Below are 19,281 nucleotides of genomic sequence, written 5' to 3'. Positions count from 1 at the left end.
TCCGTCCTCGCGTTGGACGCTCGAGATTCCCTCGGGGAGCGACGGGGCGACTGGCGTCACGTCGATCCGGTTAGTCTCGACGTCGGCAGGGAGCGAAATCGAGGCGGTCGCGTTCCACGGTACCGTTACTTTGAGGTCGCATTTCCCGTTCGATCTGGACCAAGCAACTTCGACGCGGCCGCGTTCGGTCGGGACTCGGCCTGACGACCAGAAAACCCGCGATCGTGATGCCGATCAACAGGAATAACGACGTAGCAACGCTGTGGGAGAAGGCGTACGCGGACAACTGCGATGCGCGGGAGACGACGTGTCAGTCGGTGTGGCCGACCGTCGCGTAAGAGATTGCGCTGTCCATCGATTGGTGCTCGAATATCCCAGTGTCGCCGTCAGGGAGTTCGGCACCTGTGCGACCTGTTTTTGTGCCTTCGTTTCCTCCGGCAGGACGGAATCCTCTAGCCACATCAAGTCGTACGGCTCGAGCTTTCTGGCGAGGCGCTTGGCGCTCTCGACCGTGTAATCTCAGTGGCAGTCGAACGACAGATCAACGTCGTAGCCGACCGCGTCGCGCACCGCCTCGACGACGGCTACCTTGTAACGGATTACCGTGTTCGTGAACCTCTCATCAACGGTGTACGCCTCGCCAGTGTGACAGTCGCAGTAGATCCGCACGCGGCGTGGTACTTCGAATCGAGCAGTTGATAGACGGGAGGATCGAGGATCTTTCCGGCGGCGTCTCACAACGCGATCTCGATTCCGGACGCGGCGGTGACGACTTTTCCGGTCGTCCCGCCGTGACCGGACATCTCCTGGACGATGTACCGAAAGAGTCTCTCTACGTCCAGGGGGTTCTCCCCGACGAGAAAACGGTTGGTGCACTCGACTAGTTCCGGGATCCCGCCGCCGCGACACGCTTCGCCGACGCCGGTGACTCCGGCGTCCGTGTAGACCTTCACGAGGTTCCACTCGACCACAGCCGACCCCACCTTGGTGCTCTCGACTTCGTGCGTGTCAGGTCGCTCCGTGGCGTGGTCGAACCGCTCAATAACCCGGTCAACCACCGCGGCTACTACCTCGACTCGTCATACGCTGCCTACGAAATCGTCGACGCCGTCGACAGCCCCGTGGTGTCGGTGCTGTTCGACGTCTACCACCAGCAGATCGTCGAGGGCAACGTCATCGCCAACCTCACCGAGAACCTAGAGTTCGTCGGGTACGTCCATGTCGCCGACGTCCCCGGCCGCCACGAACCCGGCACGGGCGAACTCAACTACTGGTGCGTCTTCGAGGCGCTCGACGAGGCCGGCTACGACGGCTACGTGGGCCTGGAGTACGCCCCGGCGACGTTCTCCGCAACGCTTCTCGCTGCGACCGTCTCACTCCATCCCAGCAAACTCGTTCCAGGTGTTCTCGACCTCGCGGCCGCCGAGGTTGGCCTGCGGGCGGTCCACGATGTACTCTAGTTCGACAGACTCGCCGGGGTCGGTCACCCACTCGAAGACGAGGTCCCAGCTCTCGCCGTCGGGGTTCCACTCGAAGTGGTGTTCCAGCGCGAACGCGGCATCCGGGGCCTCGACGACCGAATCCCGTAGGTCCAGCGTCGCGCCGCGCTCGCCCGAGATGCCCTCGACGCGGGCCGCGGGCGACTCGCCGGGCGAGAGCGACACGGATCCGGACGCGACGCCGTCACCGACGTTGTCGGCGACCACGGTGCTCCCGGACTTGACCCGGATATCCGCTTCGGTCCCAGCGCCCCGCACGTCGTTGTCGACGAACTGGTTGCTGAAGGCGGTTGGGCCGCTCTCGTAGATGCCGTAGGGCTGAGAGCGCTCGTCCTCGGGGCGATCGTCGAGGATCCGCACGTCGGTGACGCTGACGCCCTCCGTCGGGACGTCGTAGCTGAACGTCCCGCTCGCGTAGCCATGGATGCGGATCGCCTCGTTCTCGCAGTTCTTGATGACGCCCCCGTCGATGCGCACGTTGTACGACGCGGTGAGAAAGATCCCCTTGTCCTCGGCACCCACGAGGTTCACCTCGCCGACCGTGGCGTTGCGGGCAGTGATGAACATCAGTCCCTTGGCCCCGCCGCGGCTGACGACCTGCCCGATCGAGACGTTGTTACAGAAGTTGGCCAGCCGGAAGGTGGGGTAGTCCTCCTCGCCGCCGGGATTTCGCCCGACGACGCTGTTGACCGTGGCGTCGCTGGTCTGGTTAAGCAGGACGGCGCAGCCGTCCATGTCCTTGCCGATCACCCGGTCGATCTGCAGGCGGTTCACGCCGTAGGTTTCGACTCCGTGTTTGGTCCCATTCTCGAGGTAGACCGAGTCGATCTGGACGTCCTCGCACCGCTGGGGCGTCCCGATGTCGTAGCCGTTGTCGATCCGGACGCCGTCGTTCGCGTCCGAATCCTCCTCGTACTGGATCTCGATCTCGCCCAGGCGGACGTTCGAGCAGCGCTGGAACCGCACCGCCATCCACGGCCCGCCTTTCACGGTCAGGCGGGGAATCTCGATGTGCTCGGCATCGCGGGCGGCGGCCACGATGACATTGGAGTGTTCGCCGGCCTCGTACTCGCAGGAGATCGGCGCGGCGACGTCGAGGACGGTGTAACTGGGAAGCTCGATCTCCCGGAAGTCGCCGTCGTTGTAGGGCACTGTCCCGGGCGAGACGACCGCCACCTTCTCCTTCCAGGTCCGGTCGTCAGTGAGGCTGTCGACGGCCGCCTGGGTCACGTCGAGGACGTCCTCGCCGCTGGCGACCTGATCGTCGCGGCCGTCGGCGTGGAAGACGCCCTCGTCGTCCTTCCAGACGATCACGTCGGCGTCGCGGGCTGTGGTGTAGACGCGATCGACGTCGACGGCGCCGAGGTTCCGCAGATCGTGGTCCCGCGCGTCGACGTCCTGATTCCACGGCCGGGCGTCGCGTCCGCCCCCGCCGTTTCCGCCCGTTCCGCCGGCCTGCGAGCCGTTGCCGGACTGGGCGGCCGCCCCCTCGGCGGCGGCGCCGAACCCGCCGGCGCCCAGCAGCGCCAGCGCCGTCCGGCGCGTGAACGTCAGATCGTCGGTCGAGTCGCTGTGCTCATCGCTACTAGTCGCCGAGGCCTGCCTTGACATACCATATGCATAGATTATGTATTACTTAAGAATGTCGGATATCAATAACGTTAGTAACAAATCGAGATCTGTCGACGGTCGCGTCGCTGCCGGTGACTCGGCGCGGGATCGCGCCGTGGATGAACCCTGCCGGCGGATCCGTGCTATTCAATACTCACACACTTTCCGCGTCAGTTCCTGCGCCCATGCACGCCGACGACCTCGAGTTCCACAACGTGGCTGAGCTCCGCCCCGCCGACGGGCGTGACGGACGACCCCTCCAGCGCGTTCCCGAGGAGATCCGGGAGCGACTGAACGAGGGCGCACAGGACCGAATGCGCCACCCCGCCAGGATCGAGCTCCGGTTCGTTCCCGAAGACGCCGTCGAGGTGACGCTCTCGACGATCCCTCAGCGCGGTGTCACCGAGGGGACGGTGCAGGTATTCTAGGGGCCTTCCAAGGCGAGACGTTCGCGCTCGGCGAGGAGCCGACGACCGTCGAACTCGAGTTCCCGGAGAAACTTGGGCGGATCTGCGGGGACGTAATCGAGGACTTCGCGTTCGATCCGCGGGTGTGCCAGCTCCGACTCCCCGGCGAACACCGCGGCGGGTACGTCGTCTATCCGACGTCTACCCACGCGCCGGCGTCATCACCGTAGGCCCGCTCTTCACCCCGTACGGCGTTGAGAAGACTGTCGAGAACGCCGGTCGACAGTTCGGAGGCCGGATCGAACGACGAGGACTCGAGGTGGGATTTGAGGCTTCGTCGAAACTGCCGTACGGCAGGGTCGTCACCGGAAAGGTCGAGCGTACAGACGGCGAGCCGTCCGTCCCCGACGGCTGTCTCGAAGTAGATGCCAAGTTTGTGATTTCGATAGATCGTATCGATTATCTGTACGGTCGGTTCGAAGTCTGCCGGAGCATCGTCCAGAACGACCGGTCGCGCGTGACGCAGGAGCGGCCACCATTGCCAGTTGCTGTGCCCATCAGTCGGGAACTCGTCGAACAGCGGGTGTTCGGGGTTCGTCGTCATTCCGAGCGTCCCCGGCTTCCCGTTTTGCTTGAAGATCTCGTAGTTCCAGAAGTCGGGCTGGAACGATCCCTCGAGACCGTATCGGAGCGCGCTCGGTTCTGGGACTAGGAGGATCGTCTCGCCGTCCTCCAGCCGCGCCCGCGTTTCCTCGTCGAAGCGCCGCGCAACGCTGAAACTGTCCGCGGCGGATGCGAAATCGAAATCAGGGGCTTCGGGATATACCCAGATCGGATACGACGTCTGCAGATGGACGGCCGAGCCGCATTCGAGTTCATCGCCCTCGATCTCGAGGGTGACCTCGAGCTTGGCGGGCGCGTCGACGCCATCCAGCGACGCGTTGATCGTTCCGACCGTCGCGAGCACTCCCTGTTCGAGGGTATCTCCCTCAAGGTCGCCGTCCGCGAGTTCCGACCCGTCGACAGCGGTGATCGACCAGGTTGTAGTCGCGTCCGCGATCGCGTCAGGTCCGTAATTGGCGAGCATCGCTTCGGCCGCGAAGTCATCGTCGGTCGTGTAGGTGTACCGGTCGAACGAGAGGAGCGGAACGCGCGCGTCACAGAAGCGCCGCCACTCGTAGGGTTCGATTAGCCCCTTCGATTCCATAAAGGAGTCGAGGATACCGACGAGGGCCGTTCCCTGGCCCGGGAAGTCGTCCAGACCGAGTAGCTGGAAGCCGCCGAAGCCGGCCGTCCGGAATGCGGCTTCGATATCTTCGCGGTAGCAAGCGATCGACAGTGCCCCGGACGCAGCCTGAAAGTCCGTATCCGAATCGGCCATATAGTGGTCGGCGAGCGAACGCTCGAATCGCTTCAGGTTCCCGGCCTCAAGTACGCCGTTGTACTTGCGCGTCTCGTCGTAGTTCGGGTGGATCTGGTACTGTCCGATCTCGTGGGCCACGACGGGGAGATCGTAGGGCTCAATCTCTCTCACGTAGTCGACGGTCGTGGACGGCGGCGTATCGTTTACGTGTCCGGTCCCCCGAATCGGCGTTCGATCGGCCTCCCAGTGGCTGGCGTCGGGATCCTCGGGGACATTAGCGGTGATAAAGAAGTCGTCGGCTTCTCCGGGGTGAGGCGAGGAAAGGAAATTGTTCGCCCCGTACGCGTACAATCGGCGGTCGTCGAGTTCTCGGCAGTGACGCACGAGTTCGGTCATTCGCTCCTCATCACCCTGATTTTCGTTTCCGAGGGTGAAGAGGACGAACGAGGGGTGGTTTCCGTAGGCGTCGAGAATGCGCTCGGCTTCGCCCTCGAAATACGCGTAGGCGTCGTCGTCGACGAGCGACTTGCGGGCGTTCCACTGGGAACACTCCGGTTGCATGTAGATTCCAACCCGATCCGCCGCCTTGAATGCCGCCTCCGGCGGACACCAGCTGTGAAAGCGGTAGTGGTTGATGCCGTACTCCTTGGCGGTCTCCATATGGTCGACCCATTCGGCGGTCGTCGTCGGTGGGTACGCGGTATCGGGAAAGACGCAGCAATCGGTTCGTCCGCGGAGGAAGATCGTTGTTCCGTTGATCGAAAACTGCGTGCCGTCGGTCTCGAACTCGCGGAGACCGAACGTCGTCTCGAACTCATCGGTGTACGCGTTCCCCTTCGCCGATGCTTCGAGCGAGACGGTCACGTCGTAAACCGAGGGAGAGAACTCGTCCCACGTGAGCGCGTCGGGTCCGAGATCATAGGTGAACTCGACGGTCGTCCGATCCGATCTCGCTCCGTCGTCAGCGGTGACCGAGATAGGGTGATCGACCGGGTCAGCGACGTGGATCTCGTCGCTAGTCACGCTCCGTGCAGCGGCTGTCAGCGTTCCGTCGAAGTTGGCCGTCGTCGCAGTCGTGAGCGTCACCTCGAGATGGACTGCGTTTTCGTTCGGATCCGGAACCGTCCGAACGTTCTCGATCCCGATCCGCGGCCTCGCTTCCAACCGGAGATCCCCGACGATGCCGTTCCAGTTTGTCTGCGTGTGTTCGGACCGCGCGTGCGATCGGCGCACGCCGGGCCGGTCCATCGAGTCGTCGGCGTTATCCACCCGAATAGCGATTTCGTGCTCGCCGGGTCCGATTACGTCGGTGAGGTCGTATCTGTGGGGCGTGCTCAAACACTCACGTGCGCCGATCCATTCCCCATCGATCCAGACCTCACTCGGACGGGTTCGCTCGAGCGTTAGCGTCACGAGCTTGTGTTTCCACTGGTCGGGGACCGAAACCGTGCGTCGGTACCATGCCGGTCCCTCGTACCGATAGGTGCGGTGGAGGTGGTTTCGCCCTCCCTCGGCGAGGTCTTCCCCGTAGCCGTATTCGTCGGTCGTTCCGGGGAGGTAAACCGTCCCGTCGACGGCGTCGTCGGACAGATCTTCGACGTACTCGTCATACTCGGCGTCGAGACGTAGATCCCACGGTCCTGCTAGCGAAATCGTTTGCACGCCTCTCTTTCTTCCCGCAATTCATATAGAGGCTGCGCTCGTCATTCGAAGCTTGCGTCCCGTCTCCTGAGCGTCGGAGCGAGTCGGGGACCGCATCAATTTCGAATCTAATCGAGTAGATCGGCTGTCGTGTCCCGGTGATCCGTGCGGTTGTGTCTGTCCGTGCAACAGTACGAGATCCCAGTGCGTTCTTCAATGCCGAATTAGACGATCTCATCAGCCTTCTGGTCCGCACCTTGATTTCACTTTCGACGACGTCACCATTAGTGATCTCTTCGCGAACTGCCATATCACGTCGAGCGATCCAGAGCGGTTGCCGATCGTACTCGTAGAGTGCTCGAGTTCGTCTACAGTTTCTCTGATGCAAGACCGAGCAGTTACTGCACGATGCGGCTGTGTTGACGGGACTAGTAATCCGGTCCTCGATACGCACGTTCTCGCAGCGGGAACCGTAGTGCCCACAAAGCGTGCCCGGTCACAGACCGGTTTACGCGGAACTACCGGCACTCGATATTGGAAAGGCGATATAGCGCTGATTCTTGCACACCGCCGAAAACTCGAGCGCTCCAATCCCGTTCGCGTTTTGGGAACCATTTTGGACGCGTATTGTACGGCTAGTTCGGCCCTGTCCGTGCTGTTAGTGCATCCGATCAGTATTCTGACTTTTCGTTACAGTTCACTTCTTATATCGTTTTTTCCTTCCGAACAACGGGTGACGTTCCATCGCTCTGCTGACTCTTGTATTACACGAGTGTGTCTGTAAATATGGTGCCGGCAGCGAGCCTGCGACGAGGGTACCGTTCGATCAATCCGCTCTGACCGGACAAGCTCCGCGAGCGACGGGACAACCACTCAAGCACGGGGGTACCGCTCCGTTCTTCGAATTCGACGCCGATTCGGAGGCCAATACTCACTGCCGACGCCTCTTGGATCCTGCCACCCGAAATTGTAATGGGTGGTACTCACGTTGCCCTTTCGTACGTATGAAATTCGGAATTTTCCCCGTGGAGGACAGACAGTCGTGAGACGACGTCGTCGAGCACTATCAACTCGCCGAAGACGTCCGTCTCGAGTTCTGCTGGGTCAACGACTACCAGGCGACCGAGGGCGAGAACTACTGGCCGTCGCGCTGACGCGGTTGACCAGCATCGGTACCGGCGCTGAAGAGCTCGTGTGTCCTAAGGTGGCTGTGGACCGTGCTCTTGGAGTGACCGAGTTCGTTCGCGATCTCCGTGACGCCGGCGCCGTTCTTTCGCTGTAGCGTGTCGATAATGTTAAAAGCGATCGACCGGCTTATCCGGTCGTCTCCCGTTACAGTACCATATTTCAGCGATTAAGAGTTCCTAATAAGTCTGTTCCCATCACAGAAACTGCGACACGGATCGAACTCGGGCGCTCGGTCGATGAGCACGGCTATCGGTAATTGGAAGTTCGAAACGCGATGTAGGCCGTCGCCCCGTATACTGTCGAAAATACACACGCCATCATTACGTTCTCAACGCAGGAACGGATTTCGAACGAGCGTAACACAACCGAGTTCGGTCGAGTGCGTACGCGCCATCGATACGACCGACGAACTGCTCGATGTTCTCTCCCTCCTTTCTACTGCTTCCGATGTTCGCCTCTTCCGAACGACGGTCAACGCTCGGTCACACTGCTATTCCGAGTGATCTGTGTTCCGCTGATACGTGTGTATTACATCTGTACGACAGTAAATATCCTGCGGTGGTATGCGTTCAGAAAGCGGGAGTCTCCTTCGTTTCGATCCGGTATGGCCGGACGAATCGTGTCCTCGGCGAGGCATTCAGCCAACTGTGGTGGGGAACGCCCCATTCTTCGAATCTGTGTATCGGATTAGTGCTCGAGCGAGTACTCTCGTGGGCAATCGATTTTCCGGCGGCGAAAAGCGCCGAATTCGACATCGTTTAAGGCGGACATATGCAGAATCCCACACAACAGAAGATGTAAATAGGTGCTGATCGCACTGTCCCATCGTACGTATGAAATTCGGGATCTTCCCCGTCGAAGGCGGACAGTCGTGGGACGGCGTCGTCGAGCACTGTCAGCTCGCCGAAGACGTCGGTTTCGAGTCCTGCTGGGTTAACGACCACCAGGCGACCGAGGGCGAGAACTACTGGCCGTCGCCGCTGACGCGGCTGACCAGCATCGGTACCGGCACCGAAGAGCTCGAGCTGGTCACGTCGGTACTGATTCTGCCGCTGTATCACCCGCTGCACGTGGCACAGCGAGCGGCGATGCTCGACAATATCTCGAACGGACGACTCACGCTCGGGGTCGGTCTGGGGTACGTCGAGGAGGAGTTCGAGGCGTTCGACGTGCCGATGGACGAACGCGCCGGACGGATGATCGAAGGGCTGCGCTTCCTCGATGAATTCCTCTCGTCGGACGAACCGATCACCTTCGACTGTCCGTTCTTCTCGGTCGAGGACTGGCAGCCGCTGCCGCCGACCGTGCAGGAACCGCGCCCCGATCTGTGGGTCGGCGGCTGGGGCGACAAACAGATCGCGCGCTCGGTGAAGTTCAGCGACGCCTGGGTGCCCGGCGTCGTCGCCGACCTCGGCATCGTCGAGGATCGGAAAGAACAGCAGCGCGAGCACATCGAAGACAGTGAGCAGGACTGGGACGAGATCGAGCACCCGCTGATGCGCGAAGCGGTTATCGCCGAAACCGAAGAAGAGGTCATGGAGCGCAAGGAGTACGTCCACCGCACCTACCTCGACGAGTACGGCGGGGAGTTCTCGCATCCGCTGATGACCGCCGACTCGGTCGAAGACTTCGAGGAACTGGCCGACGACCGGTTCATCTACGGCACGCCCGAACAGATCGTCGAGCAGATCGAGTCGATGCAGGAACGGTTCCCGCTGGACCACCTCGCGCTTCGCTTCCACCACTCGGGTATGCCGAAGGACCTCGTCGAGGACCAGATTCGCCTGTTCGGCGAGGAAGTCATTCCCGAGTTCGAGTAACGCCGCACTTGCGATCCCGGCCCGATTCGGGTATTCGTCGCGTGTCCTTGCAGCTCGGCCGAACAGCGCGGTCGGCTCCCGAGGCCGTGACTCCCGTGCTATTCGGTGGATACGTTCGTCGGTACCAGTCGCTGGCGCTCTTGCGATCGGACTGTATCGCTGTGCCGACTGAAGCCAGCCGACGAATACTATCCTCCGCCTCGAGTACGAGTACTCGTCGTCGCCTCAGCGCCTCGGCGCCTTGGGTAGACTCTCAGGTGTTCATGGCACTCTCAAGAATGCACTCTGGCAAGGACTTCGATCTTCGCGTTGTCCGGCGAGAGCGGATTTTTCGTCGTCTCTATGCACAAACTCAAATTTCTACGCCGGATTACTGGTGGAGATACGTACTTAGAGAACAGGGCTAGTCGTTTGTTATTTTAAGACGGCCGACACTGTCGCCAACGGCCCCTTTCCGATTATCCGGTAATGCCGGATGTGTTGACTTTACTGAATGATAAAAATATTTCATAATCACAAATTTAAATATAGCAACTCATCATATTAGGGATAAGAGCGAGTACCCCGACTCACCGTAGTCGAGGGCAAAGTCCGACGCTCGGCCTAACTGCCAATATTATCTCACACATTCGCAGAACCGCAGTACCGCGGTTAGAGGATCGACTGCGTTCGGTAGTCGGCTCTCGCATACCCCGGCACAGAACAGCGTCTCGTCGACGTTCAGCCCGGAAAAGCAACCTGTAGTCGCCCTTACTCGCTTCCTCACCCGCTCACTCGAGTTTGACTTCGACCCGCTCTCCGGTTCGGGCAGCCTCGTACGCTGCATCGAGCAGCGCCGTCACGCGAATCACGTCCTCGAGCGTCGCCGGCGGTTCGGCGTCCGTCGTGATCGCCTCGACGAACGCCTCGATCTTTCCGCGGCCGCTACTGTGGTCGATGTCCGGGGCGGTGTCCTCCCCTGTGTCATCGATCTCCGTCAGCGTCGGCTCACCCCAATCCCGACGAGTGAACTCGAACGCGCCGTCGTCGTCCCAGATCTGAATCCGTTCGCGGTCAGTCGTCGCGACGGCCGAGTCGGCCATCGTCGCGACGGCGCCGTTCTCGAACCGGATCGACAGCGTCGCGCGCTGGTCGATCCGATTCGCGTCGTCGTAGAACGCCATGTCGGCGGTGACGAACTCGGGCTCGAGGCCGGTCATCCAGAGCAGCGATTCGAGGACGTGCGTGCCGACGCTGAAGAGGTGGCCGCGGCAGCCGATATCGGGATCGAGCCGCCAGTTCGTTCCCTTCTCGAAGTGGTCGGTCCAGTCCTGCAGGAGCTCGCCGGTCATGAACGTCGCCTCCGCGTCGCCCTCCGCCCAGCGCTCGCGGCCGCGGATGAACGCCGGCTCGAGGTGGCGCTGATAGCCCGCCATTAGCACCTTCGAACTGTCGGCGAACATGGCTTCGACGTCGCGTGCCTCCTCGAGGTCGGCGACGACGGGTTTCTCACAGAGGACGTGGAGGCCGCGATCGAACGCCGTGTGGATCTGGTCGTAGTGGAACGCCGGCGGCGTTGCGATGATGACGGCATCCAGTTCCGTTTGTTCGTACAGATCCGCTTCGTCGGTGTAGCAGGCCTCGGGATCGACGCCGAACTCGTCGACTGCGATTTCGAGGTTATCCGGATTCACGTCTGCGACGGCTGCGATAGTCGTCTCGGGGTGGGCCGTGAGATCGTGTGCGAGGTACCGACCGAATCCGCCGAACCCCAGCAAGGCTATCCGAAGCATGGTCTCGACAACCCGCGATCGATAGTTATGGCTTCCGGTCTCGAGCGGTCCAGTTTGAAAGCCAGTGTCGCTATCGCTCGGTCCGTGCTTTCCGACGGTATCTCGGTGACAGCGCCGAGTCGTACCGAATTCGGATGGGGGCGATCCATCGCACGCTGGCTGATATTTGATATAGCGAAATAGAATTTACCAAAATCATCTCTCTCCCCGTTCGGCCGCTACGGCAACCGAGACTGGAGATATCGGCAGATAATCGATTGGGATATCCCACTTTGCATTAGTCCAGTAATCACAAGTAGCTTTACTACCCCCGACGCCGTACAGTCGTCGTAGCTGATGGAATCCGCAGATTCCGGGGGTTCACCCCAGGGAAAACCCCTCGAGGACGCCCTCGACGAGTGCCTCGAGAGCAAAGCGAGTTCGTCGCCGAACTACCGACAGAACCTCGAGCGAGTCGTCACTGACTGGATCGGCTTCTGTCGCGATCGCGATGTTGAGACGCTCGAAGCTGTCTCGCAGCGGCTGATGGGGAACTACGCCGGCCATCTCGCTCGCCGCGTCGAGGCTGGCGAATCCGATGCGATCGACGGCGGGATCACCGCTTCAACCGCTTGGACCTACTACGATTACGTCTCGGCGTTTCTCACGTGGGCGGTCAAGTGGGACTACCTCGCGGAAAACCCCGCCGAAAAGGGGCCGGCTCGAGAGAGCATGCCCGATCGGCCCTCGAGCGGGGAGTACGAGCGCCAGTACTGGCAGCCGGCACAGCGCCAGGCCATCCTCGAGTTCGTTCGCCGGCGCGTCGACAGCGCCTATCGGGAACCGGTCGCACCGACGCCGATCCTCCATAAACGGCTTCGCGATCGGGCGTTCGTCGCCACGATCGCCTACTCCGGGGTCCGCGGCGGCGAGATCGTCAAGGATCCGAACGACCCGCGCCGAACCGGGATCAGCTGGACCGACGTGGATCTCGAGGCGGGAACGATGTGGATCCTCGGGAAGAATCAGGAGCGAGAGCCCGCACAACTGCCGGATCAGGCGTCGACGCCGCTTCAGCGCTGGTACGAGGCGTACGACCCGCCGAGCGACGACTGGCCGGTCTTCCCGTCACTCCACGTCCCGACGCTTTCGCGGAAACTCGGATCAGAGCTCGGCAGCGAGGAGCGAGACCGGCGGACTGAGCGACGTGGGTATTGGACAGTTGCACTCGAGGCCGGCGTCGAACCCTCGTCGATCACAACTGAGGGCGCACGGTCGGTGATGCGACGGCTTTCGGCGGCCGCCGACGTGCCGGAGCTCGAGGACGGCGAGTATCTGAAACCACACGGTGCACGCCGTGGTGTCGGCGAGTTGCTCTACAAGGAGAAGGGCCACCAGCGCGCCCAGCGGACGCTTCGACACGCCGATCCGAAGACGACGAGCCAGATGTACTCGCACATCGAGGCGAGCGAACTCGCCGAAGACAATACGGAGGTATTCGACGGCGAGTAAGCGTCCAGAGCGGTGCTCTGTGTGCTGTTGCTGGCAGACAGAAAGAGAAACCACTCCCAAATAAATCAAATAGTGCTATACGGAATGGTTCCGGTATTGGCTCGGGGTCTCTTGCTGAAGTAGTCCCCTTGCTCCCGGCGAGTTACCCGCTGTACTCCGTGTGCAGGCGTGGTCTCAGTTTCGAGGTTGGGTCGTCACGATCAAACGGCGGCCTCAAGGAACTCGATTTCCGTCGGGAGGATCTCGATCGTCAGCGCCTGTTCTTCGTCTTGCTGCCCGCGAACTCCCCAGACGTCCCACTCGTACGTTTCCGGCTCTCTGTCTTCGACGGTAACGTGAATTCGATGGATGCCAGCACTTTCGATGGGATCGGGGAACGCAATGGACGGTTCATCTCCTGTCCCGCCCGTTGGAACGAGGCGCGTCTCGGCAAGGAGTGCCTCATCGGTTGCGCTTCGCGTCACTCGGACAGTTACGGTCTGCGGTTCTCCCGTCTCGTTTCGCACACGGATATCGTCCAATCCTGCGGACTTTTGGCGCAGACAGCCGCTTGCCCATCCGGAGAACAGAAGCACTCCGATGAGATACCGGCGCCGTTTCATACTCCGCTACGTACCGCGCTCATCAGGTTCGATTCCGGTCGTGGCGCGGGTGCGCTTTCCGAAACCGTGGTCACGAAAGGATCAGCGTTCCGACGAACGTAGCGATGAATGCGACTCCGAGCGTCCCGCCCGATAGCCCGAGAAGCCACAATCTGGCGGTCACAGCGATCGGCAGCACGATCACGGCTATCAGAATCCACTGGACGATCGCGGTAGCACCGGTCGGGTCCGCACCTCCATACATATTGTAATTTTACAGGTACTCCTATTCTGCGGGTTTCTCTTTCGAAGTACGTGCGTCTACGCTGACTCAAAGATCGGCACTGAACGTAAGTTGCAAAATCAGAACCCTGGCTGAGCAAGTATGTCCGTAACCATGGTATTAATTGGTATTCGGATCGATAAAACGACCGATGCTTGAAATACCACTTCATACCGGATCGGAACATCCTGACCTCCTCTGGATACTGATTCCGAGTATCCTCTCGTTCGTTGCCGGCCTCGGTCTCGGGTCGGTTACGGATCGGATCCGTAACTGGCTCTCCCCCGATAGTACGGCGTCGACCGAGTAAGTTAGCGGATAATTCGTTGCCGTCATTTCTTCGAATAGTAGTCCGGCAGTGTACCAACCGTACGGCACCGTCAGTCTCGAGGTAGCAGCGTAGGTCGAAGAACGATTTTTCGTCCTGCTCTCGGCTTCTTAACGACGGAACCGTACTGAAACGGAACTACGGAGTGTGACCTGGTGCCGTGAATTCGACCAGCGCCGACTAGACGGCGAGGTACTCCGCCACGGCGTCTCGAGACTCGAGTCGGTCGGGTCCGAGTTCGTCGACGATGGTCCCCTTGTCGATCGCGTAGCAGCGCTCGGTGAGGTTCTGGACGACGTGGAGGTTCTGCTCGACGAAGAGGATCGTCGTATCCAACTCGTCGTTGACCCGCTCGAGGTCCCGCGTGATGTTCTGGACGATCGAGGGCTGGACGCCCTCGGACGGTTCGTCGAGCAACAAGAGATCGGGATTCCCGACGAGTGCACGGCCGATCGCGAGCATCTGCTGTTGGCCGCCGCTCATCGTCCCCGCTTCTTGGTCGCGGCGCTCATCAAGGATGGGGAAGTAGTCGTAGACGAGTTCGTACTGGAACTCGCTGGTTCCGCTGTTGATCGGTTCGCCCATCCGAAGGTTTTCCTCGACGGTGAGTTCGGGGAAGACGTCGCGTCCTTGCGGAATGTATCCCATGCCGCGGCGAGCGCGTTCGTCGGCGCTGACGTGGGTCCCGTCTTTCGATCCGCCGCCGATTGCGGCCGCGAAGCGGGCCGGAAGCCCCGTGCTGTCGGTGGACGAGGGATCCGCATCTGGTGCCGCAGAGACGACCTCCCCGTCGAAGACGATCCGTCCCTCGTCGGCCTCGAGTAGGCCCATGATTGCCTTTACGAGGGTCGTCTTGCCGACGCCGTTTTTCCCCATAATGCCGACGATTTCGCCGTTGGCGACGTCGATATCGACATCTCGGAGGATCGGCGTCTTCCCGTAGGAAACGCCGAGTGAGTCGATCGACAGCATTATTCTTCCTCCCCCAAGTAAATGCGCCTGACGTCGGGATCGTTTCGAACTGATTCGATCGTGCCTTCGGTGAAGATATCGCCCTGGTGTAACACGGTTACGCGGTCTGCTATCGATTCGACGAAGTCGATGTCGTGTTCGATGACGATGAACGCGACGTCGTCCTCGTCGTTGATGGTCCGCAACAGGTCGGCGATTTCCTCGGTCTCCTCGAGTGATAGCCCGGCGACGGGCTCGTCCAGCAGCATCAACTTCGGCTCGAGGGTCATCGCCATCGCGATCTCGAGTCGTTGCTGCTGGCCGTGTGAGAGTGCTGAGGACGATTCGTCGACGTGGTCGGCGAGCCCGAACCGGTCGACCGCTATGGCGATTCGCTCGTCGAATTCGGACGGATCGGCGACCTGCTGCAGCGGGACGCGCAGGTTTTCACGGACGGTCAGGCCCGGATAGATGCTCGGGACCTGGAACTTCATGCTGATCCCGCGGTCGACGCGCTCGTGGGAGGACAGGTCGGTGATCTCCCAGCCGTCGTAGTAGATCGCGCCGTCAGTCGGCTCGAGCTGGCCCGTGATGAGGTTGAGGAATGTACTCTTACCGGCGCCGTTGGGGCCGATCAGACAGCGCAGTTCGCCTTCGGCGACGCCGAAGTCGACGTCGTCGGTCGCGGTGAGCCCGCCGAACTGCTTGCGGAGGTCCCGTGTCTGCAGGAGGGTGTCGGTATCCGCGCCCGTCTCGGCGACGGCGGGCTTCGTTTTGACCGTCGGATCGCTCGCGCCCATCAGTCGCTCACCTCCTCGGCTGCGGCCGGCGTCTCGGACGATCGCTCCCGACGTCGTTCCGTGAGGAAGACGACGAGATCGCGCACCTGCGGCGCGACGCCGTCGGGCATCACGAGGATGACGAACACCAGCAGCGAACCGACGATGACGAGCGCCCACTCGCCCGTTAGCTGGAGCTCGATCCACTGGATGGCGATCGCCGCAGCGATCGTGCCGGCGATGGATTCTCGGCCGCCGATGCTAGCCCAGATAACCGGCATCGAGGCGGCGGTGATCGCGAACTCGCTGGGATCGATATAGTTCCCCCAGGTCACGAAGAGAACGCCGCTGAGCCCGGCCAGCGCGCCCCCGATCGTGAACGTGAGGAACTTGATGAACGTCGTGTTGTAGCCGAACATCTCCGTTCGCGTCTCGTCCTCTCGAGTCGCGACCATCGCGTAGCCGAACTGGCTGTTGACGAGCGCACGGAGGCCGAGGAACGTCCCCACTAACGCGGCGAGAGCCACGTAGTAGTGCATCGCACCGTCGAACTCGACGCCGGTCTCGCCGACGCCGATCGCGAGGTTCGGAACCCCGACCATACCGTTGAATCCACCGAGCGCAGCCTCGCCGATCGCCCATTCGCTGCCGGCGGTCTGGCCCATGAACGTGTTCAACACCAGCGCGACGACGAGCGTGATGATCGTCACGTAGACGTCGCGGACGCCGCCGTAGAACATGAAGTAGCCGAGACCGGCCGCGAACAGCGTCGCGACGGCGACTCCGGAGACGATTCCGAGGGTGACGCCAGTGTACGACGACACGTTGATCGAGACGATCCCGAACGTGTAGCCGGCGACGCCGAAGAACGCCACCTGCCCGAAGCTGAGAATCCCGCAGAACCCCCAGATGAACGTCAGGCTTACGCCGAGCAGCGCGTAGACGAGGAACACCGAACTCGACTCCGCGGCGTAGGAGCCGAACAGGAGCGGATAGAGTGCCAGCAGGAGCACGCCGAGCGCGACGCTTAGCCAGAACCCATCGGAGTTACCGATCGTGTTCGGCCCGTCGAACGGCGCGCGAATCCGCTTGCGTAGCGGTCGGTCGGTGTCTGCGCTCATTCGGTCTCCCTCCGTTTCTCGCGGATGTCCTCGAGTAACCCGGTGATACCGTCGGGTAGCAGGCGGATCGCGACGATCGCGGTCAGCAGCAGCGCCACTGTGCCGATGAACTGGCCGCCGACGTTGGTGAACGCGGCGTCGACCAGCCCCAGCAGTCCCCCGGCGAGCGGCGTGCCGAGCAGCACCGACGGGCCGCCGACGACGACGGCGACGAACGCCTCGACGAGGAAGCTGGCTCCGAGATCCGGCGACATCGGCGTCGCCGGGGCGTAGAGGGCGCCGGTCAGTCCGGCCAGCGCGGAGCCGATCGCGAACGTCGACAGGTACATCCTATCAGTGTCGACACCCATACTCCGTGCCGTCTCCTCGTCTTGCATCGTCGCCCGCGCCCGGACGCCGAAATCGGTCTTCGTGAAGAGGACGTACAGTGCGGCGAGGACGACGATCGCGACGCCCGCTAACAGCACCCGGTACGCCGAATACGAGTAGTTCCCGTAACTGATCCCGCCCAGCGGCGTGCCGATCTGCGGAAGCGAGTTGCCCCACTGGATCCGAACGAGCTGGACGACGACGAGGCTGATGCCGAACGTCACGACCATCGAGTCGAGCAGGCGGCCGTAGAGCCACCGGATGATCGTCCGTTCGAGGATGACGCCGAAGACCGTCGTGGCGACGACGCCGGCGAGCATCGCGAGCGGCAGCGGTAGGCCGGCGTGGAACGACAGCGTCGTCGCGTACGCGCCGACGAGGATGAACTCGCCGTGGGCGAGGTTGATGATCCCCATCATGCCGAAGATGATCGCCAGCCCCACCGTCGCGAGGACGATGAACGCGAAGCTATCGAGGAACTGGAACGCGAGGTTCAACAGTTCGTAGCTGTCCACTGGCATGTTAGATCGCGTCGTAGAACTCGCCGGGCGTGTACTGGGTCTGCTCCGATTCCTCGGTAAGGTCGCAGCCGACTTCGTGGAGGAACGAGGGTTCGATGTACTGCTCCTGGTCGAACGTCACTTCGTGGTTCTCGTCGGCGTGTCCGATCCGCATGTGATGGGTCATGTGGTGAGTCGCCGGATCGAGTTCGATGGTTCCCTCCGGCGCGTCGACCTCGATTCCGCTCTCGAGTTCCGCGATGACCTCCTCCTGATCGAACGTGCCGGCTCGTTCGACCGCCTCGGCCCACATGTGGACCGAGAAGTAGTTGTTCTGGGCCTCCTGGTTGAGGTAGTCGGCGTCGGGGTACTCCTCGTAGAAGCTGTCGACGAACGTCTGGCTCGCGTCCGTTTGGACTTCTTCCATGTAGTTGACGCCGACGTACATGTCCTCGAGCGCCGGCGGCTCGAGGCGGAGGTGCTCGTACCCCTGTGCCATCGTCGTCGAGGACGCCATCGGAATGTCCAGCCCCGTGTCAGCCCGCTGCTCGTAGAAGTTAGCGTGGCTGTCGCCGACGAGCATCGAGGCGATGAAGTCGGGCTCCTCGCCCTGAATGTTGTTGATCGTCGAGCCGAAGTCGGTCTCGCCCAGCGGGATGTACTCCTCGGCGACGACCTCCGCGTCGTGTTCGTCCGCGAGGATCTGGACCCAGTCGCCCGAGAGCTGCCCGAAGTTGTAGTCGGCGGCGATGGTGTAGATGCGCGGCCCGAACTCCTCGATCATGTACGGGATGACCGCGCCCAGCTGCTGGCGTGCGGTCGCGCCCATCGCGAAGGTCGTCCGGTCGCAGACGCCGCCCTCGTACTGGGTCGTGTAGAAGTACAGCTGCTCCTCCTCGTTGATTATCGGGCGAATCGCCTCGCGAGTCGCGCTCGAGTACCCGGCCCAGAGCGCGTCGATATCTTCGCTGTTGATCGCCTCACGCGTAAGTTCCTGGTAGCGCTGGTTGTCCGATTGGGGATCCGGATCGTACACCTCGATCTCTTCGCCGAGCACGCCGCCGTCCTCGTTGAGTTCCTGGACGGCGAGTAGCGACGCTTGCCATTTCGAGGTGCCGTTAAGTGCGAACTCACCCGAGCGGTCCTCGAGGACGGCAATCGTTGGTCCGTCATCGCCGCCCGAGTCACCGAGGACGCCCCCGTCAGACAGACAGCCGCCGATCGTTGTCAGCGTCCCTACCCCCGCGCCCGCGAGGACCGAACGCCGCGAGATCCCTCGGCGCGTCACTTACGATCACCTGCGTTCGATTCGACGAGCAGCAACTGGAGATCAAAGACCTGTCCTTCCCATTTGGAACACGCTTGTCCAATCATTATCCACATCCCTCGGAGATAACACGGATATAAAAGCGTTCCCTAATGACGGTACAACTTCTACCCTAGGCTTCGGTAGGGAACTAACCAGGCAATACGTCATTTCTCCCCCTATTATTATGGGCGAATGAACGATTGAACTGAATATGATGGGCAAATATGGGATATTCTGTCGTCTCTCGGGGGCGGAACGGTTTTGTACG

General features: G+C 61.6%; 14 protein-coding genes and 3 pseudogenes. 4 read left to right on the top strand and 13 right to left on the bottom strand.

The window, feature by feature from the left end; translation table 11 throughout:
* Positions 1-81: 81 nt before the first annotated feature.
* Positions 82-207: pseudogene (locus ATJ93_RS24565) on the bottom strand (alpha-L-rhamnosidase C-terminal domain-containing protein); the annotation flags it as partial.
* A 171-nt stretch (positions 208-378) separates the two neighbouring features.
* Positions 379-1,043, bottom strand: a pseudogene (locus ATJ93_RS24560) (enolase C-terminal domain-like protein); the annotation flags it as partial.
* Between ATJ93_RS24560 and ATJ93_RS18000 the strand changes: the two are divergent.
* The gene (locus ATJ93_RS18000; protein WP_245977668.1) at positions 1,026-1,460 is read left to right on the top strand and encodes a TIM barrel protein; all 435 of its coding nucleotides are present in this window, start codon (positions 1,026-1,028) and stop codon (positions 1,458-1,460) included. The pseudogene ATJ93_RS24560 and the gene ATJ93_RS18000 sit on opposite strands and share 18 nt — an antisense overlap.
* Here the strand turns inward: ATJ93_RS18000 and ATJ93_RS17995 are convergent.
* The gene (locus ATJ93_RS17995) at positions 1,374-3,110 is read right to left on the bottom strand and encodes a right-handed parallel beta-helix repeat-containing protein (protein ID WP_211334087.1); all 1,737 of its coding nucleotides are present in this window, start codon (positions 3,108-3,110) and stop codon (positions 1,374-1,376) included. The two genes, ATJ93_RS18000 and ATJ93_RS17995, sit on opposite strands and share 87 nt — an antisense overlap.
* Before the next feature lie 185 nt (positions 3,111-3,295).
* On the opposite strand from ATJ93_RS17995, the gene ATJ93_RS17990 reads away from it, so the two are divergent.
* Positions 3,296-3,538, top strand: a complete 243-nt coding sequence (locus ATJ93_RS17990) for a hypothetical protein (protein ID WP_120246067.1) — start codon at positions 3,296-3,298, stop codon at positions 3,536-3,538.
* On the opposite strand, the gene ATJ93_RS23785 is transcribed toward ATJ93_RS17990, so the two are convergent.
* From ATJ93_RS23785 to ATJ93_RS24555, 3 genes and pseudogenes are all read right to left on the bottom strand, one after another.
* Positions 3,535-3,690, bottom strand: coding sequence for a hypothetical protein (locus tag ATJ93_RS23785; protein WP_170155606.1), 156 nt, complete (start codon positions 3,688-3,690; stop codon positions 3,535-3,537). The genes ATJ93_RS17990 and ATJ93_RS23785 overlap by 4 nt on opposite strands.
* A 17-nt stretch (positions 3,691-3,707) precedes the next feature.
* Complete coding sequence (locus ATJ93_RS17985; protein WP_245977666.1) at positions 3,708-6,542, bottom strand: sugar-binding domain-containing protein; 2,835 nt, start codon at positions 6,540-6,542, stop codon at positions 3,708-3,710.
* A 1,168-nt stretch (positions 6,543-7,710) separates the two neighbouring features.
* A pseudogene (locus tag ATJ93_RS24555) lies at positions 7,711-7,872 on the bottom strand (helix-turn-helix domain-containing protein); the annotation flags it as partial.
* Between the two features lie 670 nt (positions 7,873-8,542).
* Here ATJ93_RS24555 and ATJ93_RS17970 point away from each other — a divergent pair.
* Positions 8,543-9,529, top strand: coding sequence for an LLM class flavin-dependent oxidoreductase (locus ATJ93_RS17970; RefSeq protein WP_120246065.1), 987 nt, complete (start codon positions 8,543-8,545; stop codon positions 9,527-9,529).
* Between the two features lie 770 nt (positions 9,530-10,299).
* Here the strand turns inward: ATJ93_RS17970 and ATJ93_RS17965 are convergent.
* Positions 10,300-11,301, bottom strand: coding sequence for a Gfo/Idh/MocA family protein (locus tag ATJ93_RS17965; RefSeq protein ID WP_120246064.1), 1,002 nt, complete (start codon positions 11,299-11,301; stop codon positions 10,300-10,302).
* A 336-nt stretch (positions 11,302-11,637) separates the two neighbouring features.
* Between ATJ93_RS17965 and ATJ93_RS17960 the strand changes: the two genes are divergently transcribed.
* Positions 11,638-12,792: a site-specific integrase gene (locus tag ATJ93_RS17960; RefSeq protein WP_120246063.1), complete on the top strand. Its 1,155-nt coding sequence runs from the start codon at positions 11,638-11,640 to the stop codon at positions 12,790-12,792.
* 200 nt (positions 12,793-12,992) lie between these two features.
* Here the strand turns inward: ATJ93_RS17960 and ATJ93_RS17955 are convergent, their stop codons facing one another.
* The 6 genes from ATJ93_RS17955 to ATJ93_RS17930 all read right to left on the bottom strand — a co-directional run bounded on the left by ATJ93_RS17955 (position 12,993) and on the right by ATJ93_RS17930 (position 18,992).
* On the bottom strand, positions 12,993-13,256 hold the full coding sequence (locus ATJ93_RS17955; protein WP_147376662.1) for a hypothetical protein: 264 nt from the start codon (positions 13,254-13,256) through the stop codon (positions 12,993-12,995).
* Between the two features lie 908 nt (positions 13,257-14,164).
* Positions 14,165-14,956: an ABC transporter ATP-binding protein gene (locus tag ATJ93_RS17950; RefSeq protein WP_120246061.1), complete on the bottom strand. Its 792-nt coding sequence runs from the start codon at positions 14,954-14,956 to the stop codon at positions 14,165-14,167.
* Positions 14,956-15,735: an ABC transporter ATP-binding protein gene (locus ATJ93_RS17945; RefSeq protein ID WP_120246060.1), complete on the bottom strand. Its 780-nt coding sequence runs from the start codon at positions 15,733-15,735 to the stop codon at positions 14,956-14,958. Before ATJ93_RS17945 ends, ATJ93_RS17950 begins: the two co-directional genes overlap by 1 nt.
* Positions 15,735-16,835, bottom strand: coding sequence for an ABC transporter permease subunit (locus ATJ93_RS17940; RefSeq protein ID WP_120246059.1), 1,101 nt, complete (start codon positions 16,833-16,835; stop codon positions 15,735-15,737). The genes ATJ93_RS17945 and ATJ93_RS17940 overlap by 1 nt, the downstream gene beginning before the upstream one ends.
* A complete protein-coding gene (urtB, locus tag ATJ93_RS17935; RefSeq protein ID WP_170155605.1) occupies positions 16,832-17,725 on the bottom strand; it encodes an urea ABC transporter, permease protein UrtB in 894 nt (297 codons plus the stop codon). The genes ATJ93_RS17940 and urtB overlap by 4 nt, the downstream gene beginning before the upstream one ends.
* A 1-nt stretch (position 17,726) precedes the next feature.
* Positions 17,727-18,992 (bottom strand): urea ABC transporter substrate-binding protein, encoded by a 1,266-nt coding sequence (locus ATJ93_RS17930; RefSeq protein ID WP_120246058.1) that lies wholly within the window; start codon positions 18,990-18,992, stop codon positions 17,727-17,729.
* Between the last annotated feature and the right edge of the window lie 289 nt (positions 18,993-19,281).

It is taken from the genome of Halopiger aswanensis (genome assembly GCF_003610195.1).
GTDB classification, from domain to species: domain Archaea; phylum Halobacteriota; class Halobacteria; order Halobacteriales; family Natrialbaceae; genus Halopiger; species Halopiger aswanensis.
Note: the sequence above shows the minus strand (reverse complement) of the source record. Positions and strands in the feature narration are given on the sequence as shown.